The sequence below is a fragment of the Streptomyces carpinensis genome (genome assembly GCF_002154505.1).
Lineage (GTDB): Bacteria > Actinomycetota > Actinomycetes > Streptomycetales > Streptomycetaceae > Streptomyces > Streptomyces carpinensis.
Map to the genome: position 1 here is coordinate 1 of NZ_MUBM01000218.1, position 17,593 is coordinate 17,593.

Consider the following 17,593-nt stretch of genomic DNA (forward strand, 5'->3'; position numbering starts at 1 on the left):
CCGCAGGCGCCTGCGGCATCCGGTCCGCAGATGCCGGCCGCGCCCGGAGCACAGGCATCCGCCGCACCCGGGTCCGACCCCCATGGCCAGGGCGGCACCGACGGCACTGCCGCGCCCGGTGGCCCCGGCGGCTCGCCCGTCGACGGCTCCTGGCCGCCGCCTCCGCCTGCCACGCCCGCCTACGCGGCCGGTGGCGCCGACGGTGGAGCGGCGGGCGGCCCGGGTGGCCCGGGTGGCGGCTCGGGCTGGGACTCCGGCTGGGGCTCGACGTACCAGCAGCCCGCGCCGAAGCCGCGCGGCCGGCGCGGCGGACTGGTCGCCGCGGTGCTCGTGGCCGCGCTGGTCGCGGGCGGCCTGGGCGGCGGCATCGGGTACACGCTGGCCAAGAACGACGACACGGGTTCCACCACGGTCTCCGCCTCCGACACCGGCGCCTCGCAGGTCAAGCGCGACCCGAACTCGATCGCGGGCGTGGCGGCCAAGGCGCTGCCGAGCACCGTCACCATCGAGGCCGAGAGCAGCAACGGCCAGGGCGGGACTGGCACCGGCTTCGTGTTCGACACCCAGGGCCACATCGTCACCAACAACCACGTGGTGGCCGACGCGGTGGACGGCGGCAAGCTCACCGCCACCTTCCCCAACGGCAAGAAGTACGACGCCGAGATCGTCGGTCACGCGCAGGGCTACGACGTCGCGGTCATCAAGCTCAAGAACGCGCCGTCGGACCTCAAGCCGCTCGCCCTCGGCAACTCGGACAAGGTGGCCGTGGGCGACGAGACGATCGCCATCGGTGCCCCCTTCGGACTGTCGAACACGGTGACGACAGGCATCATCAGCGCCAAGAGCCGCCCGGTCGCCTCCAGCGACGGCAGTGGCGACAGCAAGGCGTCCTACATGAGCGCCCTGCAGACGGACGCCTCCATCAACCCGGGCAACTCCGGGGGGCCGCTCCTCGACGCGCGCGGCGCGGTCATCGGGATCAACTCCGCGATCCAGTCCTCCAGCAGCGGTGGGCTCGGCGGTTCCGGCCAGTCCGGTTCGATCGGCCTCGGCTTCGCCATCCCGATCAACCAGGCCAAGTACGTCGCCCAGCAACTGATCAAGACGGGCAAGCCGGTCTACGCCAAGATCGGTGCGTCGGTCTCCCTGGAGGACTCGACGAACGGCGCCCAGATCACCGACCAGGGCGCCAGCGGCTCCGCCGCCGTCGAGCAGGGCGGCCCCGCCGACAAGGCCGGCCTCAAGCCCGGCGACGTCATCACCCGGCTCGACGACTCGGTGATCGACTCCGGCCCCACCCTCATCGGCGAGATCTGGACCCACAAGCCGGGCGACACGGTCAAGATCACCTACAAGCGCGGCGGCCAGGAGCACACGGTCGACGTCACCCTCGGCTCCCGGGTGGGCGACAGCTGACCTTCACGTGTGCCTGGGCCACCGCTCCAAGACGACTGACCCGCACACGCGCGTGCCGACCCGTTAGTCTTGTCCCCGCGCCGCCGATCAGGCAGGCGCGGGGAGGTGTGCCCGAGCGGCCTAAGGGAACGGTCTTGAAAACCGTCGTGGCAGCGATGTCACCGTGGGTTCAAATCCCACCGCCTCCGCACTGAGAGCAGCGAAAACGGCCTCTGACCTGGATGTTTGGTCAGGGGCCGCTCTCGTGTCCGGCTACCGTGACTGCCCGGTGTTCCCCGTGGTTCCCCGCTCGATCGGGCACGTGAGGGGCACGGCGGGTATCTACCGCTTCAGGGCCCGGTACCGCTTCAGGAGCGCCGTGAGTTTCGCGGGGTCGGCTCCGCTGTTTAGTTCCTCGACGAGGTCATCCGGGCACAGCTCGTAGAGGTCGCCCCACCAGCGCCTACCCCGGTTGTCCCAGATCCGATAGCCGCCGGGCACTCCTCTAGCGACGTATCTCCTTCTGGCCATGATCCTCCTGTGTCCAAGCTCACGGACACGGTAGCGCGCGGTCGGCGTAGCGGCTTTGGGTTGGGGTTTCAATGACCGAGTCAAGGGCGCACGACTCGGTCAGTTCTTCTGGGTCTTGCCGGGGATCTTGGTGAGCTGCGTTTCCCCTGGTCCACAGGCTGATCGACTACTGCTGACCGGTCGTCATTGGCCGTCGATGGGTGCTCTCGATCAGCCTCGGACGGCCCAGAGACGGCCCGACGATGTCAGCCCAGCTGCTCCCGAGTGGCCTTGAGGTCGTCAACCACGAAGACATCTTGGGACCACTGACCAGGCCATGCCGCCAATATCAGATCCTTGGCTCCTGCCTGCGCCAGCATCGATCGCTTCTCAGTAACCCGGGTCGCTTGCGTCACTATCCCCTTCGCATCGACTCGGAGCAAAGTAATGGTCTGGCCTCGCCAGGGAAACCCACCCTCAACCGAGCTGGTGCGGCGAAGAGACGAAGCGTCATAGTCGGCAAATCTAGGCATGATCGCAGCCTAGAGGAAGCGCTCCGCGCTAACGGAGCGGCTGAGCGACTCCTTCAACGCCAAGGCGCACCAGCGATCGCTTGCAGCCTGTCAGAGGCTCCAGCCCCGGCCGGTCGGTCCAACCCCACCAGACATGCCGACCGGCACACCGCCACAGCGTCCCAGATGCGTGACGAGGTAGTGCGTCGGAGGATGTGGTTTGACGCCTTTCGACAGGAGGCCGAGATGATCATCGTCGCGGCGTTTAGAGGCGACGGCCCAGATCGGCACTCCCGACCGAGAGGCGGCCGAACGATCCGGGTGGTCCCCGGCGCTCTGCCTGGCAGTCAGTGGCCGCCGCAGACGCCTGGTCCCCCTGCCCGGTGATTTTCCGGAAGGTGTCATGCCATGATCACCGAGACCTCTGCCACGGCCTCCACCACGCCCCTTAATGGCCGAGTGGCCGTCATCACCGGCGCGTCCAGTGGCATCGGCGAGGCGTCGGCCGAGCGCCTGGCTTCGCTGGGTGCGAAGGTCGCCGTACTGGCGCGGCGCGCCGACCGTCTGGATGACCTGGTCACGCGCATCGGCAAGAACGGTGGCACCGCCGTGGCGATCGCCGTCGATGTGACCGACGCAGCCGCGGTGCAGGCCGCGGCCGAGCGCGTCCAGGCGGAGCTGGGCGGCGCTGACCTGCTCTTCAACAACGCCGGCGTCATGCTCCCCGCGCCCGTCGAGGAGCTGCGCGCCGACCAGTGGCAGCGCCAGATCGACCTCAACATCTCCGGGCTGATGAACGTCATCGGCGCATTCACCGAGCAGCTCGTGCGGGCCGCCGCCGAGCGCGGCGTCGCCGACCTGATCAACACCTCTTCCAGCGCCGCGCAGAACCTCTACCCGACCTTCGCCGTCTACGCCGCCACCAAAGCGTTCGTCTCGCACCTGTCCAAGCACCTCCGGATGGAACTGGGCCCGAAGAAGGTGCGGGTCTCCGCGATCGAGCCCGGCATCGTGGGCACGGAGCTCCAGGACCACGTCACCGATGCCGGCGCCGCCGCGTGGCTGGAGGGCTCGAAGGAGACCGTCGACTGGCTTCAGCCTCACGACATCGCGCAGACGGTCGGCTTCATCGCCTCCCTCCCGCTGCGCGTCAACCTCCCGCAGGTATTCATCATGCCCACCGCCCAGGCGAGCTGACCCGGACCGTGATCCCCCTGCTGTCACCGCCGGTTCACAGCAGGGAGCAGGAGAGAAGACGCCATCACGCTCGATCAACCGAAGCAATACGGCGGCTCAGCGCCGTACCCACAGCTCAGTCGAAATCTTCCTGACGCTCACACCTGGAGGCGATCCGCATGCCATTCTCCCAGCCCATACAGGGTTTCCGGAACTACTACGAACGCTCCGGCAGCGGCACGCCCGTCGTCCTAGTCCACGGGAACCCGGGCGACCACATGGAGTTCTCGCGCGTGGTTCCGCTTCTCGGCGACGACGTCGACGTACTCACCCCCGACCTGCACGGGTACGGCAAGTCCGACAAGCACTTGGAGAATGTCGGCAATGCCTACTCGCTCACCGGCCAGGTCGACGCCGTCATCGCGCTCATCGACGACTTGGGCATCAGCAACGCCGTGCTGTGCGGCTACGACGTGGGAAGCTTCACCGTTCAGACCATCGCAATGAAACGCCCGGACCTGGCGCACTCTCTCGTCATCGCTCCGCCGACGCTGGGGGTCGGACGGCGGATCCTGGAGGAGAAGGCCGTCAACGCCTTCCTGCACGCCATCTTGTACAAGACCAGGCTGGTCGAGGACTTGATCGACGGGAAGCCTGAAGCCGTGCGTGCAGCTTTGCGAGAGAACCTGGAGAGCTGGTCGCCCCCCGGCTCCCCCGCAGTCGACGTACTCCTCGACCACCTCACCGAGAATCACTCGAAGCCGGGCGAATTCGTCGCCGGCGCGATGTGGTTCCGCTACCCCGAGGGCAACCCCATCACCTTCTACGCCAACGAGACCAAACCCGCGCCGGAGGACAGGTTCTCGAAGAATCTCACCATTCTGTGGCCCGACAGCGACGCGCTCTTCCCTACGGAGTGGAGCGACACGCTCGACGACTACTACAGCGACTACGATCTGCACTTCATGAAAAACACGGGGCACTTCAGCCCCGTCGACTCCCCTGAGACCTGGGCGGAGCACATTCGCAAGCACGTACAGGCCGCCGCGAAGTAGTGGATCTCGCTTTCAAGTCCCAGCGGGCGCGGCCTGGCTCTCGGGTTTTGTCGACCGAACTCGGATCAGCTACGAGCTGGCCGCGCGTACATCCTGCTTGCAATCATGCGGCGGCAATCGAGTTACCTCCGCTGCCCGACCGGCTGAACCCCATCGTTGCTGACAGACTCCACCGGGAGAAGCACCATGCCTAATTTTCACCATAATATGTTCGAGCACGAGGGCGTCCGAATCCATTACGTGACCGCTGGTACATCACCGGTCCAGGGTGGGGGCGATCGGACCATCGTATTGATCCACGGCTGGCCACAGACCTGGTGGGAATGGCGTCACATCATAGAGCCGCTTCGTTCTGACGGCTGGTTCGTAGTGGCACCGGACGTCCGAGGGGCCGGCGGCTCGTCGAAGCCCGCGGGTGGCTACGACAAGCAGACCATGGCAGGCGACATCAGAGCGTTGCTGCGACACCTCGGCGTGCAGAAACCGATCACGATCGTCAGCCACGACCTCGGGATGCTGGTCGGCTACGGGTATGCATGCCTATGGCCTGACGAAGTCGCGCGCCTCATGGTCTCGGAGGCACCGATCCCAGGCACCGCCGGATACGAAAGCGCTGTGGCGACGAGCAAGTACAGCGAGAACAGGATCTGGCACTTCCACATGCATGGGGCAGCGGACAACGCTGCCGAGATGCTCATCGAGGGCCACGAGTTCCCGTACCTTCGCTCGTTCTACCTCAGGCTGAGTGCGAACCCCGATGCCATCTCGATCGCGGACGCGGAGCGCTACGTCGCCGACTACACGCAGCCCGGAGCCATGCGAGCGGGCATCGAGCTCTTCAGGGCCTTTGAGAAGGATGCAGAAGACAACCGGCGCATCTTGGCGGAAAAAGGGAAACTCACAATGCCTGTGCTAGGGCTGGGAGGTACTGCCAGCTTCTTCCTCCCCATAGCCGAAAAGATGCTCTCAGAGGTTGCCGAAAACGTCACCGTACGAGCGGTCGAAGATTCGGGTCACTGGATGGCCGAAGAGCAACCGGAGAAACTCCTGGAACGCCTGCGCGACTGGTTCCAGGAGACCGGCGGGTGAACGGGCAAGATGAATTGGTGGCACAGTTCGCTGCGGAAGGGCTGGCTTCAAAGGTGGAGCAGCGTGACACTCACTATCCCCATTCAGGAATCTGAGGACTTTATACATCGAGTCTCGCCCGAGAGTAAAGGCTACATCAACACGGGTTGGCGTTACGCGCTGCGCTAATCCGTCGACCTTCGGCGACCTGGGTGACCTGGAATCACCCGGCGATTTCTTTTCGTGTTGGTACAGCGGTAGAGGTCCACGAGGTTGGCGGAACGGCTTTGGGCTGGAGCCGGTTTGGCGCGAGTGATCATGGCCCATTACGCTCGCCAGCGGATCGGGCAGGTTTGTGAGCCTGCCCGTTAGTGCCCGATCTTGGGCCGTGATCTTCGAGGCTCGCGCCAAATTGGCTGCCTAAAGCCGTGGAGCCGACCGGCATCAGCCACAGGGGGTTTTCCTACCTCTGTCCGCATGCACGCAGCGCGCCGCCGGGCGCGGCCAGCCGGGGCGGAGACAGGAGGCAGGCCGCGCCGCAGAGGCGGCGCGCGCCCGCGCCGTGCGCGGGCCTTGATGAGGTAGAGAAACCCGTAACAGGCTCTAGCTTGCGCGGCTCAGTGCGGTCAGGTGATCGAGGTACTCACGGCCTGTCGGCTCGGCTGCGAAGTCTCGGTTGACGATGGCTGCGAGCTCGCGGCTGACCATGAGCAGGGACGGCAGGGACTGCGAGGCGGCGAGGATTCCGCGGTAGTCACCTGTGGTCAGTGCAAACCAAGCCCGCATCTCGTGAGCCCAACCGGCGATCTCCGCGTTGCCGGACTCATCCGCTAAAGACAGGGCCGCCTTCCGCGTGCTCTCGGCTGCGGCCCGGTCGCCCATGTCGTACTCGACGCATCCGATCAGGAGCGCGAGCCAGCCGGACAGGGTGAGGACTTCGTGGTGCTGGGCGAGCGTGAGCCGCTGGGATTGGAGTCCGGCGACTCGCTTGAGCCATTGCCTGCCCTCGGCGGCGAGCTGGGCGCTTGGCAGATACGGGTACTCGGAGCAGAGTCGGTCAGTCGTGATCCGGAGTGCGTCCAGCGTGGCGTTGTCGACGTCGGACGCCTGCAGCCTGCTGATGATGTCGAGCGTCTCCATGCCGCTGATGGCGGCGATCTCGGCGTTTCCGTCCCGCTGTCCGGCTACCGGGAAGATCGCGTGAGTGACGGTGCCGAAGGTAGCGGCGATGATCGGCTTGTAGAAGTCGCTCGGCATCACTTCGCCGGACTCCCAGCGCTTCCACTGCCGCACCATGCTGGGGCCTTCCGGCAGAGGCTTCGGTGCGTGTGCCCGGAGCGCGGCCACCACTTCGGCCTGCGACCACTGCCGGGCTTCGCGCTCGGAGGAAAGTCGTCGCGCCCACGCTGGCCGTTCGTCACTCATGTGCTGCCCTCCCGTCGGGTGCTTGCCTTCGAGTCTGGCATTCAGAGAGCTGGTGACACGGGGGGTGACAGGGGGTTGGCACCAAGGCTGTCCCCCGGTGACACCACGCCTGTCCCTAGTGCGTCCACGGCTCACCACGCATGGTGGATCACCAGTCAGGCACTGCTCGGGAACTGGGCGCGCTTCTCCAACTCAGCCACTCGGGCAGCAAGTTGCTGAATCTCGGAGTGGATGGCGTTGATCTCATCTCGGTTAACTGGCCCGCCGGCCTTCTGCCCGGCTTCGTCAGTGCTTGGCGGGGACTGCACGAAGTACCCCCGCGTCGGAACCGAGACGATCACGCCCTCATCCGCAAGCACCTTCAGCGCGTTGCCTGCTGTCACCGTGGTCACCTTGAAGCGGTCGGCCAGCTCGCGCAGTGAAGCGAGCCGATGCCCAGCCGGTAGCGCTGCGATCTCTTCGCGCAAGGCGTCGGCGATCTGCACCTTCTTCGGCCTGGGGTCATGGGCTTCAACCGTCATGTGCCGAGCGTACCGATCCTGGCGACATAGCACACCCTATGTTGCACTACCTCTTGTGATCTACTTTGCTCTATAGCAAGCTATGTCATGCGGCTGAACCGCAGATGACCCGGAGGGCGACGCACCTACCGCCAAGCAGACCGCCGCCCTCCTTCGTCCCTCGAAGGGAGCTTCCATCATGCCCGCGACGCTCACCGCCACGCACCTGGAGTCGCTGTCTCCGACCCTGATCGCTGGTCTGCCGGACGTCTCACTGCTCCTGGCGCTGTACGCCTCGGAGTACGTTCACGAGCGCCGCCCGGACCTGGCGAAGGTGGCCGCCTTCGTAGTCGACGGCGTGAATCGCTGGGGCCTGCCGGAACTGGTGCACAACACCTGCCACCTGGTGGCCTTCTGGCAGCAGTGCGCCGATGACACGGCCACCTCCGAGACCTGGGCCGCGCACTACGAGCGGTTCGACAACCGCCGGATCATTCACTGCACCCTGACCGACCGTCAGTTCCGCACCGTGCGTCGCCACCTGACCGCCCTGGCCGCTGAGGCGGTGGCCGCATGACCGCCCCCACCGTCGTCCCGCTGACCGACCACCCCCGACCCGCCGTGCAGCCCCCGGCCCAGCGGCCCGCCGGTACGCCGCTGGCGCAGGTCCGGGCGGCCCGTGGCTGGTCCCAGTTCCAGGTGATCCGGGCGCTGACGCTGCTGGCCGAGCACTGGGGCTGGCCGATCGCCGCCGAGTCCTCGCTGAAGGTGCAGCTCTCCCGCTGGGAGAACGGCGCCAACGGGCCGAATCCGAGCTATCAGGTGCTGCTGTGCGCGGTGCTGCGGGCCACCCCGGAAGAACTGGGCTTCGGCCGCGCCGACCGTCCGGTGGCTCCGCTGCCCGGTGAGGACGTGGCCGCGCTCGCCGACCGCGTCCAGGCCCTGGAAACCCTGGTGATCCAGCTCTCCGCGCGGCTCGGGGCGGTGAGTGCGTGACGGTGTTCCCCGTCGCCCCGGAGGCCGTGGCCGGTGCTGCGGCCTCCCTGGGCACCGACCCCCTGACCCTCGCCGACCTGCTGCGGGTCGCCAACGCCCCCGGCTTCGACCGCTGGCAGGAACAGATTCGCCGGACCGGCGGCTGCGCCAATCCCATCCGCCTCCAGGGCTCGACGGTCACCCGCGATGCCAAGACCGGTGACGTGCTCTATTCGTACTCGACGGAGCAGGAGCCGGGCGGGTGCCTCCGGGTGGCCTGCGGCAACCGGCGGGCCTCCCGCTGCCCCTCCTGCGCCTGGACGTATGCCGGGGACGTGTACCACCTGATCCGGGCCGGGATCACCGGGGATTCCCGCATGGGCATTCCCGGGGAGATCCGCCAGCACCCCGGCGTGTTCGCCACCCTCACCGCCCCCTCGTTCGGCCCGGTCCACAACCGGCCCGACACCGGGCGCTGCCGCTGCGGTGCTCGGCACGCCGAGGATGACCCGGCCCTGGGCACGGCGCTCGACCCGGAGCGGTACGACTACGCGGGGGCGGTGCTGTGGAACAACCATGCCGGGGACTTGTGGCGGCGCTTCACCATCTACCTGCGCCGGGAGGTCGCCGCCCGCGCGGGCATCACGCAGACGGCTATGCGGGAGGTGTGCCGGGTCTCCTTCGGCAAGGTCGCCGAGTTCCAGAAGCGCGGCAACGTCCACTTCCATGCCGTGGTGCGGCTGGACGGTCCGGACGGCCCCGACTCCCCGCCCCCGGCCTGGGCCACGGTCGCCCTCCTGGACGCCGCGATCCGGGCCGCCGCTGCTCGAGTGGCCGTGCCGGTGCCGTCCGCCGGCACTTTCCCCGCCCGGGTCTTGCGCTGGGGCTCGCAGGTCGACGTACAGGCCATCGGCGGCATGGACGGGGTGGAGCTGACCGATGGGGCGGTCGCCTCATACGTCGCCAAGTACGCCACCAAAGCGGCCGAGGCCACCGAGACGGTAGACCGCCGCATCGGGGAGCTCTCGGAGCTGGACAGGCTGACCATGCCCGCGCATACCCGGCGCCTGATCGAAGCCTGCCGGGCGCTCGATGACGCCTACCCGGACCGGCTGCTGTGGCGCTGGGCGCACATGCTCGGCTTCCGCGGCCACTTCATGACCAAGTCGCGGGCCTACTCCACCACCCTGACCGAACGGCGCCAGGTCCGCGCCGACTACCGCGCCCGCCAGGAACGCCGCGAACGCGGACTACCCGAAGACCTCGACGAAACGGAGGGCACCACACTCGTGCTCGCGCACTGGACGTACGCCGGGCAGGGCCACACCCTCGGTGAATCCTGGCTCGCCGCCTCGATCGCCCGCGATATCCGCCTCAACCGGGAGACAGCACATGAAGCACTGGCCGACTGGCCCGACCCGGACACCGAGGGGCAGTGGTGACCATGGACCGACTGCTCACCGTGCAAGAAGTCGCCGAACGTCTCGGCACGGGTGTGCGGTTCCCTCGTCGGCTCATCGAGGAGCGGCGGATCACCTTCGTGAAGGTCGGCCGCCACGTGCGCATTCCCGAGAGCGCTGTGAACGCGTTCGTGGCTGCCAACACCGTAGAGCCGATCGTCCTGCATCCGGTGGCTCTGAGGAGTGCTGCCTGATGGCTGCTAAGCGTAGGCCTCGTCGGCCGTTCGGCCGCGTTCGCAAGCTCCCCTCTGGCCGCTTCCAAGCTCGCTACCCGGGACCGGACGGCGTACTGCGGCCTGCGGATCGGACGTTCGCCACCTCGACGGACGCTGACCGGTGGCTCATGCGGAAGCGCATTGAGATCGAAGAGGGCCGCTGGCTCGACCCTGCCGAGGGTCAGACGACCGTACGGGACTGAGCCGCTCGCTGGCTGGCTGCTGTCGCCCCGCAGCTCAAGCACACGACGCAAGCCTCGTACCGGTCGCTGATCAACTCGCGGATCAATCCGGTGCTCGGCGACCGTGAGTTGTCGAGTCTGCGGCCGATCACGGTCACTGAGTGGGTGGCCGCGATGCGCACCGAGGGGCTGAGCGCTTCGCGCATCCGCCAGGCATACCGGGTGCTGTCACAGATCATGGCCTCGGCCGTGGACAACGACTTGATCTCGCAGACTCCGTGCCGTGGCGTTCGGCTTCCGCGCATGCCGCAGACCGAACCGCACATCGTCACGCCGCTGGAAGCCTCACGCATCGTCCGCAGCGCGGAGAAACCGCATGACCTGCTGATCGCGCTGCTTGCCTTCGTCGGTCTGCGCGTGGGGGAAGCGTTCGCGCTTCGGCGCTCGGACGTGGACGTCGTCGGCGGCCTCCTCCTGGTCGACGAGAACCTGGCCGAAGCGAACGGCGCCCTCGTCTTCGACACCCCGAAGTCTCATCAGAAGCGGCTCTTGCGGCTGGCGCCCTCGCTGGCGCAGCGGCTCGGGGTCTACCTCGAGGAGCTGCCCGGCGGGGAAGACGCGCTGTTGTTCACCACGACCGCGGGCAAGCCGCTGCGCTACAACCAGTGGCGCAAGGCGTACTTCAACCCTGCCGTCTCGGCGGCCGGCCTCACCGACGTGACTCCGCACGACCTCCGGGCCTCTCACGGAACGTGGGTCGCCGACCGGTACGGCGTCATGACCGCCGCACACCGGCTCGGGCACTCGAACGCGAGCGTGACGACTCGGTACTACGCCCGGCCGGTCGCCGGTCGCGATGACCAGGTGGCCCAAGCCTCGGACGCCTGGTTCAGCGGGCACGATGACGCCCATGGGGCACGTAGGGGGCACGATGATGACGGCGACGGCTCCGCGGGGGTGCCCGCACGCGTCTGACCTGCGGCGCAGCGATCAACAGCCGTGATCGCCGAAAGGTCTTGAAAACCGTCGTGGCAGCGATGTCACCGTGGGTTCAAATCCCACCGCCTCCGCTTCCCATGGAACGGCCCCTGACCTGGATGTCTGGTCGGGGGCCGTTCTCTTGCCCGGCTGCTTCGGCAGTGCGTGGAAGTGAGCCGACCGTCGCGTTGCTCGGGGCCGGAGCTATGACACAGGGGGCCTCACCGTCACAGAGATCCGTCGGGCCCAGCGCGACGCCACGACCGATGGAGTGGCTTGAGGCGGTCAGGTGGCTGGAGGCGGCTCTTCACGGTCGGTGCCTCGTCAGACGGGCCGCCGAGGCGATGGTTGCGCGGGCCTCGCGTTCGGTGAGGCCGGTGTGCAGGGCCGCCGCGACCAGTGGGGTGGCGAGGACGTGGCCGATGCCGTTCTCGTAGGCGCGGCAGGCCGCCCAGAACAGACGGGTGTTGCGCTGGCCCTCGTGCGCCCCGAGGACGAACTGCACCAGGCCCTGGCCGTGCCGGCCCGTCGACGGCGGCGCGGGGTGGTGGGGTGCGCGGGGCGATGGGAGGAGCAGCCTCAGCAGGGCCTGTGGGCAGGCGGCGGGGGCGAGGTGCGCGGTGCCGGGGGCGCAGCCGTACACACCGTGTTCGCCGCGGGACCCGGGGCCGACCAGGTAGCCACCGGCGCCGCGGATGTCGATCCCGGGGGCCAGCCGGCCGGCCGAGTTGGGGACGACGACGTCCGGCGGCCCGCTCAGCCACAGGTGGCGGCCGCCGCTGGGCGTCATGACCACGACCGTGGGCGGGATGGTGAACAGGTGGCGCAGGGCGATCTCGCGCAGCGCCGCCGAGGCGTCCGTGCCGGTCTTGGTGTCGATGTCGATGCCGATCAGGTGGTGCGGGGGGAGGCCGCAGGCGATGCCGTAGCCGGTGGCCCAGGGGGCGGCGGCGAACAGCTCGCGGATGCGGACCGGATCGGTGGAGGCGTCGTACACGCCGTGGCCGAAGCGGCCGCACTCGCCGTGGCAGGGCGGCCGGGACGGGTCGGGTGTGTCGGCGCGGTGGGGGGAGCGCAGGGCCGGGAGCTTCGTCCGGGACAGGGGGATGACGGCCAGTCCGCGTTCGGCGGCTGACAGTGCGTGTGCGAGGGCCAGCGTCGTGGCCTGCCGGTCGATGGTGGCCATACCTCATTTTCGTACTTACGTTCGAGAAAAGGAAGGGGGAGGCCGCGGCGCGCCGGCGTGCGCGGGGGATTTGTCGATTTTCGGCCGGGTTTCCGCAGGGTTCCTGCCGGAACGCTTCACCTCTTGCGGCTCTTGGGCCCACTTCGGCGGCTGAAGTCCGGTCCACCCCTCTGTGGGGTGCTGTGGGTCAGGAAAGGTGGTGAAGAGCGTTTATCGACTTGTCCTCACGCTTGCGTGCGAATCACGGCTTGCGGGGTGGTTCTCCGGGATGCGATGGGCAATTCTGATCTTGCGACGTCGTGAGGAACCGCCGGGGCGGTCGGCCAACCGCCCTGGTGACAGCCGTAGTTCAGAGTTCAGCTAGCGCTTCGCGCAGCTTTGCGCAGTGTCACGTACTCCGGCAGGCAGCCGGTGCGTACCTCTTACTGGAGGAGCAATATGGCAAGCATCCGTACCGCCCGCGTACTCGCCGCCGTCACCGCCATCCCTCTCGCGGCGGCCCTCTTCACGGGCGTCGCGGCCGCGGACAACGGCGCCTTCGCGGACAACGGATCGAACCAGGGCATCGCCGGCGTGGTCGGAAGCGGGGTCGGCCACAACAACAGCGGCAACTCGTCCACCACGCAGCAGCAGGCGGTCGGCTACGGCGCCTCGAACCAGAGCAACACCGCTCAGGTCAACGGCTCCGCGTTCACGGCCGTCCAGCAGGGCAACAGGAACGTCGCCGTCCACTTCTCCCCCCTCTGGTGAGCCGGGATGGGCCGGCGCGCATTCTGGGGACCCGTCGGCCCTGAACCCGTGTGGGTCTGCTTGTGGGGATGCAACACACGTCTGTGTGGCGGTGCTTGGGCGCCGCCGCGCAGACGTTCTTCGTGTGCTCGGCGCCCGACCGGACATGCCGCGGGGCGCGGGCGGGACGTCACCCAGGGGGGAACCCGCAGTACGAGCCGCTCCCTCGTCCACCTTCAGGAGGTGCGGTCAACCCCACCCCTACAACCTGAGGGGGACTCCGCTTCAGGACCTGCGGGCGATCCGCCGCGGGTGGCACCGCTCCTAGCGTGGAGGCATGACCACACCCGTCTGCACCAGCGCGTCGACCGCCGCCGTACCGGCGGCGACGCAGAGCCCGGCGTATCCGTCGTTCTCGTCGTACGTGCGGGCCCGCCAGCCGCTGCTGCTGCGCACCGCCCGGTCGCTGACCGCGAACCCGAGCGACGCGGAGGACCTGCTGCAGACCGCGCTCGCCAAGACGTACGTCGCGTGGGAGCGGATCGAGGACCACCGGGCGCTCGACGGCTACGTCCGCCGCGCGCTGCTGAACACCCGTACGTCGCAGTGGCGCAAGCGCAAGGTCGACGAGTTCACCTGCGACGAGCTGCCCGAGCCGGAGCCCGAGCCCGGCATGGCCGACCCGGCGGAGCAGCAGGCGCTGCGCGACGCCATGTGGCGGGCGATCATGAAACTGCCCGCGCGGCAGCGGGCGATGGTCGTCCTCAGGTACTACGAGGACCTCTCCGAGGTGCAGACGGCCGAGGTGCTCGGTGTCTCCGTGGGCACGGTGAAGTCGGCGGTGTCCAGGGCGCTCGGCAAGCTGCGTGAGGACCCGGAGCTGGGACTGGTCCGCTGAAGTGCGCTGACGCGGGTCCCCGGACGGGGGCAGCCGGACCCCGAACGGCCGGACCGCCGGGCAGCCGGCCGACCGAGCGGCAGGACAGCCGAGCCGAGACGGCCGAACCGCCGGATCACAGACCCTTCGTGCAGAAGGTCACGTGATCGATCGTCCGCCCCTAGTGACATACCACGCGGTATGTGCGCAGAATCAGCGCACCCCCTACTACCGCGTAGGCAAAATGCCGCTCCGGGAGGACGCCGTGCTGAGCACCATGCAGGACGTACCGCTGACCGTCACCCGCATCCTCGTCCACGGGGTGCTGGTGCACGGACGGTCCCAGATCACCACCTGGACCGGCGAGGGCGAGCCGCAGCGGCGCAGCTTCGCCGAGGCGGGCAGTCGTGCGGTGCAGCTGGCGAACGCCCTCCGCGACGACCTCGGCGTCCGCGGCGACGACCGGGTCGCGACCCTCATGTGGAACAACGCCGAGCATGTCGAGGCCTACTTCGCGGTCCCCTCCATGGGCGCGGTGCTGCACACCCTCAACCTGCGCCTGCCCGCCGAGCAGCTCGCCTGGATCGTCAACCACGCCGCCGACCGCGTGGTCATCGTCAACGGCTCCCTGATTCCGCTGCTCGCCCCGCTGCTGCCGCAGCTGAAGACGGTCGAGCACGTCGTCGTCTCCGGCCCCGGCGACCGTTCCCCGCTCGACGGATCCTCCGCACAGGTGCACGAGTACGAGGACCTGATCGCCGGCAAGCCGACCACGTACGACTGGCCGGAGCTCGACGAACGCCAGGCCGCCGCCATGTGCTACACCTCCGGCACCACCGGCGACCCCAAAGGCGTGGTCTACAGCCACCGTTCGATCTATCTGCACTCGATGCAGCTCAACATGACCCAGTCGATGGGCCTGACCGACCAGGACACCTCGCTGGTCGTCGTCCCCCAGTTCCATGTCAACGCCTGGGGCCTGCCGCACGCCGCCTTCGTGACCGGCATCAACATGCTGATGCCGGACCGGTTCCTGCAGCCCGCCCCGCTCGCGGAGATGATCGAGCGCGAGAAGCCGACGCACGCCGCCGCCGTCCCCACCATCTGGCAGGGGCTGCTCTCCGAGCTGACCGCCCGTCCCCGTGACGTCGCCTCCCTCGCCCAGGTCACCATCGGCGGTGCGGCCTGCCCGCCCTCCCTCATGCAGGCCTTCGACAAGCTCGGCATGCGGGTCTGCCACGCCTGGGGCATGACGGAGACCTCCCCGCTCGGCACGGTGGCCCGTCCGCCGGCGTACGCGATGGGCACGGACGAGGAGTTCGGCTACCGCCTGACCCAGGGCCGCTTCCCGGCCGGTGTCGAGGCCCGGCTGGCCGGCCCCGGCGGCGAGCGCCTCCCGTGGGACGGCGAGTCGGCGGGCGAGCTGGAGGTCCGCGGCCCGTGGATCGCCGGCGCCTACTACAACGGCCCCGATGCCGAACCGCTGCGTCCCGCCGACAAGTTCAGCGAGGACGGCTGGCTGAAGACCGGCGATGTGGGCACGATAAGCCCGGACGGCTTCCTCACCCTCACCGACCGGGCCAAGGACGTCATCAAGTCCGGCGGCGAGTGGATCTCCTCGGTGGACCTGGAGAACGCCCTGATGTCCCACCCGGACGTCGCCGAGGCCGCCGTCGTCGCCGTCCCCGACGACAAGTGGGGCGAGCGCCCGCTGGCCACGGTCGTCCTCAAGCCGGGCGCCACCGCCGACTTCGAGACCCTGCGCTCCTTCCTCGCCGAGGAGGGGAAGATCGCCAAGTGGCAGCTCCCGGAGCGCTGGACGATCGTCGAGGCGGTGCCGAAGACCAGCGTCGGCAAGTTCGACAAGAAGGTGCTGCGCAGGCGGTACGCCGACGGGCAGCTGGACGTCACGCGACTCTGACCGCCGAGACGCGTCGTCCGCGGGCACGTTTCGTCCGCGGACACCTCTGACCGCCGACACCGCCGGGCGCCGGCGACATTCGAGGACACCGCCGTACGCCGAGCGGGAGGCTCAGGGCTTCCGCGGGACACCACGGGCCCCGCTCCGCGTCACGGGAACCCCGCGGCCCCCGCTCGGCGTCACGGGACGTCAGTTGGTCCCGATGCGGGCCAGCAGGTCGACGATCCGCGTCTGCACCTCGCTGCTGGTCGACCGCTCCGCGAGGAACAGCACCGTCTCGCCGGAGGCCAGCCGCGGCAGGTCGGCCTGGTCCACGGCGGCCGTGTAGACGACCAGCGGCGTGCGGTTGAGCTGCCCGTTCGCGCGCAGCCAGTCCAGGATCCCGGCCCGGCGGCGGTGCACCTGCATCAGGTCCATCACCACCAGGTTGGGCCGGAACTGCCCCGCCAGCGCCACCGCGTCGCTGTCACTCGCGGCCCGCGCCACCTGCATGCCGCGCCGTTCCAGCGTCGCGGTCAGCGCCAGCGCGATCTCCGCGTGCTCCTCGATGAGCAGCACGCGCGGCGGGTGCTGCTCGCTGTCGCGCGGCGCGAGCGCCTTCAGCAGTACGGCGGGGTCGGCGCCGTAGGCCGCCTCGCGGGTCGCCTGCCCGAGCCCGGCCGTGACCAGCACGGGCACCTCCGCGGCCACCGCCGCCTGCCGCAGTGACTGCAGCGCGGTCCGTGTGATCGGCCCGGTCAGCGGGTCGACGAAGAGCGCGGCGGGGAAGGCCGCGATCTGCGCGTCGACCTCCTCGCGCGAGTGCACGATGACCGGCCGGTAGCCGCGGTCGCTCAGCGCCTGCTGCGTGGTGACGTCCGGGGCCGGCCAGACCAGCAGCCGGCGCGGGTTGTCCAGCGGCTCCGGCGGCAGTTCGTCGTCCATCGGCTGCGGGCGCGGCATGTCCGCGACCTCCACGGCACCGCCCGGGCCGTCCAGCGGTTCGGGCCCCTCGGCGGCGTTCTCGTCCGGGGCTCCTATGGCGTACGACCGTCCGGCGCTCTCGGTGTCCTGCGCGCGCCGGGGCTGTGAAGCCGACGGCGACGGCTGCGCCGGGGCCCCGGGGACCGCGGGGGTGGCAGGCGCGGCGGAGGCCGCGGGGACGGGGCCCACGGGAGAACCGCCCAGGGACGGCTGCACAGGGGGCTGTTCGGCCGGCTGGTGCGGGTGCGCCGTCTGCTCGGGCCGTGCGGCGGCCGGGTCCGGTGGCGTGCCCAGCTTGCGGCGGCGGCCGGAACCGCCGGGCGCGTGCGGGGGCGGCGTGGCCGACGGCTGCTGCACCTGGGCGGCCTGACGGCTGAAGGGCACGCCCTGCCCGAGCGTCCGCACGCTGATCGCCCGGCCCTGCGTGGAGTTCGGGTCGACCGGTGCGGACGCCTCGGCGGGCAGC

Annotated in this window: 16 protein-coding genes, 1 tRNA gene and 1 pseudogene; 13 read left to right on the plus strand and 5 right to left on the minus strand. The window is 69.1% G+C overall.

Going from position 1 to position 17,593, the window contains the following annotated elements; genetic code table 11:
• Positions 1–1,416: S1C family serine protease (locus BZY54_RS28060; RefSeq protein ID WP_244217367.1), on the plus strand; the 1,416-nt coding region annotated here is incomplete at its 5' end.
• 101 nt (positions 1,417–1,517) lie between these two features.
• Positions 1,518–1,604, plus strand: a tRNA-Ser gene (locus BZY54_RS28065).
• 133 nt (positions 1,605–1,737) lie between these two features.
• Here BZY54_RS28065 and BZY54_RS28070 read toward each other — a convergent pair.
• Positions 1,738–1,926: a hypothetical protein gene (locus BZY54_RS28070; RefSeq protein ID WP_086728130.1), complete on the minus strand. Its 189-nt coding sequence runs from the start codon at positions 1,924–1,926 to the stop codon at positions 1,738–1,740.
• An 899-nt stretch (positions 1,927–2,825) separates the two neighbouring features.
• On the opposite strand from BZY54_RS28070, the gene BZY54_RS28080 reads away from it, so the two are divergent.
• The 3 genes from BZY54_RS28080 (at position 2,826) to BZY54_RS28090 (ending at position 5,737) form a co-directional block, all read left to right on the plus strand.
• Positions 2,826–3,614, plus strand: coding sequence for an SDR family oxidoreductase (locus BZY54_RS28080; protein WP_086728132.1), 789 nt, complete (start codon positions 2,826–2,828; stop codon positions 3,612–3,614).
• Between the two features lie 158 nt (positions 3,615–3,772).
• The gene (locus tag BZY54_RS28085) at positions 3,773–4,648 is read left to right on the plus strand and encodes an alpha/beta fold hydrolase (RefSeq protein ID WP_086728133.1); all 876 of its coding nucleotides are present in this window, start codon (positions 3,773–3,775) and stop codon (positions 4,646–4,648) included.
• A gap of 207 nt (positions 4,649–4,855) precedes the next feature.
• Positions 4,856–5,737, plus strand: a complete 882-nt coding sequence (locus BZY54_RS28090) for an alpha/beta fold hydrolase (protein WP_086728134.1) — start codon at positions 4,856–4,858, stop codon at positions 5,735–5,737.
• 582 nt (positions 5,738–6,319) lie between these two features.
• Here BZY54_RS28090 and BZY54_RS28095 read toward each other — a convergent pair.
• Positions 6,320–7,012 (minus strand): hypothetical protein, encoded by a 693-nt coding sequence (locus BZY54_RS28095; protein WP_244217368.1) that lies wholly within the window; start codon positions 7,010–7,012, stop codon positions 6,320–6,322.
• A gap of 284 nt (positions 7,013–7,296) precedes the next feature.
• Positions 7,297–7,662, minus strand: coding sequence for a GntR family transcriptional regulator (locus tag BZY54_RS28100; RefSeq protein ID WP_244217369.1), 366 nt, complete (start codon positions 7,660–7,662; stop codon positions 7,297–7,299).
• A 178-nt stretch (positions 7,663–7,840) separates the two neighbouring features.
• Between BZY54_RS28100 and BZY54_RS28105 the strand changes: the two genes are divergently transcribed.
• The 5 genes and pseudogenes from BZY54_RS28105 (at position 7,841) to BZY54_RS28125 (ending at position 11,448) form a co-directional block, all read left to right on the plus strand.
• A complete protein-coding gene (locus BZY54_RS28105; protein WP_086728135.1) occupies positions 7,841–8,218 on the plus strand; it encodes a hypothetical protein in 378 nt (125 codons plus the stop codon).
• Positions 8,215–8,637 carry a helix-turn-helix domain-containing protein gene (locus BZY54_RS28110; RefSeq protein WP_086728136.1) on the plus strand — a complete coding sequence of 141 codons (423 nt, stop codon included), beginning with the start codon at positions 8,215–8,217 and terminating at the stop codon, positions 8,635–8,637. The genes BZY54_RS28105 and BZY54_RS28110 overlap by 4 nt, the downstream gene beginning before the upstream one ends.
• Positions 8,634–10,058: a replication initiator protein RepSA gene (gene repSA, locus BZY54_RS28115; protein WP_341868712.1), complete on the plus strand. Its 1,425-nt coding sequence runs from the start codon at positions 8,634–8,636 to the stop codon at positions 10,056–10,058. The genes BZY54_RS28110 and repSA overlap by 4 nt, the downstream gene beginning before the upstream one ends.
• A 2-nt stretch (positions 10,059–10,060) precedes the next feature.
• Positions 10,061–10,270 (plus strand): helix-turn-helix domain-containing protein, encoded by a 210-nt coding sequence (locus BZY54_RS28120; protein WP_086728141.1) that lies wholly within the window; start codon positions 10,061–10,063, stop codon positions 10,268–10,270.
• A pseudogene (locus BZY54_RS28125) lies at positions 10,270–11,448 on the plus strand (tyrosine-type recombinase/integrase). The gene BZY54_RS28120 and the pseudogene BZY54_RS28125 overlap by 1 nt, the downstream one beginning before the upstream one ends.
• Before the next feature lie 310 nt (positions 11,449–11,758).
• On the opposite strand, the gene BZY54_RS28130 reads toward BZY54_RS28125, so the two are convergent.
• Entirely contained in the window at positions 11,759–12,637 is an 879-nt protein-coding gene (locus BZY54_RS28130; RefSeq protein ID WP_086728137.1) for a bifunctional DNA primase/polymerase, read from the minus strand.
• A 438-nt stretch (positions 12,638–13,075) separates the two neighbouring features.
• Here BZY54_RS28130 and BZY54_RS28135 point away from each other — a divergent pair, with 438 nt between their 5' ends.
• From BZY54_RS28135 to BZY54_RS28145, 3 genes are all read left to right on the plus strand, one after another.
• Complete coding sequence (locus BZY54_RS28135; RefSeq protein ID WP_086728138.1) at positions 13,076–13,387, plus strand: hypothetical protein; 312 nt, start codon at positions 13,076–13,078, stop codon at positions 13,385–13,387.
• A 316-nt stretch (positions 13,388–13,703) separates the two neighbouring features.
• Entirely contained in the window at positions 13,704–14,264 is a 561-nt protein-coding gene (locus tag BZY54_RS28140) for a SigE family RNA polymerase sigma factor (protein ID WP_086728139.1), read from the plus strand.
• 223 nt (positions 14,265–14,487) lie between these two features.
• Positions 14,488–16,164 (plus strand): long-chain fatty acid--CoA ligase, encoded by a 1,677-nt coding sequence (locus BZY54_RS28145; protein ID WP_208640789.1) that lies wholly within the window; start codon positions 14,488–14,490, stop codon positions 16,162–16,164.
• A 189-nt stretch (positions 16,165–16,353) separates the two neighbouring features.
• Here BZY54_RS28145 and BZY54_RS28150 read toward each other — a convergent pair.
• The coding region (locus BZY54_RS28150; RefSeq protein WP_143668138.1) for a response regulator at positions 16,354–17,593 on the minus strand (1,240 nt) is incomplete at its 5' end.

Bases quoted from the DNA above. Each gene is read 5' to 3' on its own strand.
- BZY54_RS28070 (WP_086728130.1), bottom strand. From the start codon at position 1,926: ATGGCCAGAAGGAGATACGTCGCTAGAGGAGTGCCCGGCGGCTATCGG.
- BZY54_RS28080 (WP_086728132.1), top strand. From the start codon at position 2,826: ATGATCACCGAGACCTCTGCCACGGCCTCCACCACGCCCCTTAATGGC.
- BZY54_RS28085 (WP_086728133.1), top strand. From the start codon at position 3,773: ATGCCATTCTCCCAGCCCATACAGGGTTTCCGGAACTACTACGAACGC.
- BZY54_RS28090 (WP_086728134.1), top strand. From the start codon at position 4,856: ATGTTCGAGCACGAGGGCGTCCGAATCCATTACGTGACCGCTGGTACA.
- BZY54_RS28095 (WP_244217368.1), bottom strand. From the start codon at position 7,012: ATGGTGCGGCAGTGGAAGCGCTGGGAGTCCGGCGAAGTGATGCCGAGC.
- BZY54_RS28100 (WP_244217369.1), bottom strand. From the start codon at position 7,662: ATGACGGTTGAAGCCCATGACCCCAGGCCGAAGAAGGTGCAGATCGCC.
- BZY54_RS28105 (WP_086728135.1), top strand. From the start codon at position 7,841: ATGCCCGCGACGCTCACCGCCACGCACCTGGAGTCGCTGTCTCCGACC.
- BZY54_RS28110 (WP_086728136.1), top strand. From the start codon at position 8,215: ATGACCGCCCCCACCGTCGTCCCGCTGACCGACCACCCCCGACCCGCC.
- BZY54_RS28120 (WP_086728141.1), top strand. From the start codon at position 10,061: ATGGACCGACTGCTCACCGTGCAAGAAGTCGCCGAACGTCTCGGCACG.
- BZY54_RS28130 (WP_086728137.1), bottom strand. From the start codon at position 12,637: ATGGCCACCATCGACCGGCAGGCCACGACGCTGGCCCTCGCACACGCA.
- BZY54_RS28135 (WP_086728138.1), top strand. From the start codon at position 13,076: ATGGCAAGCATCCGTACCGCCCGCGTACTCGCCGCCGTCACCGCCATC.
- BZY54_RS28140 (WP_086728139.1), top strand. From the start codon at position 13,704: ATGACCACACCCGTCTGCACCAGCGCGTCGACCGCCGCCGTACCGGCG.
- BZY54_RS28145 (WP_208640789.1), top strand. From the start codon at position 14,488: ATGCCGCTCCGGGAGGACGCCGTGCTGAGCACCATGCAGGACGTACCG.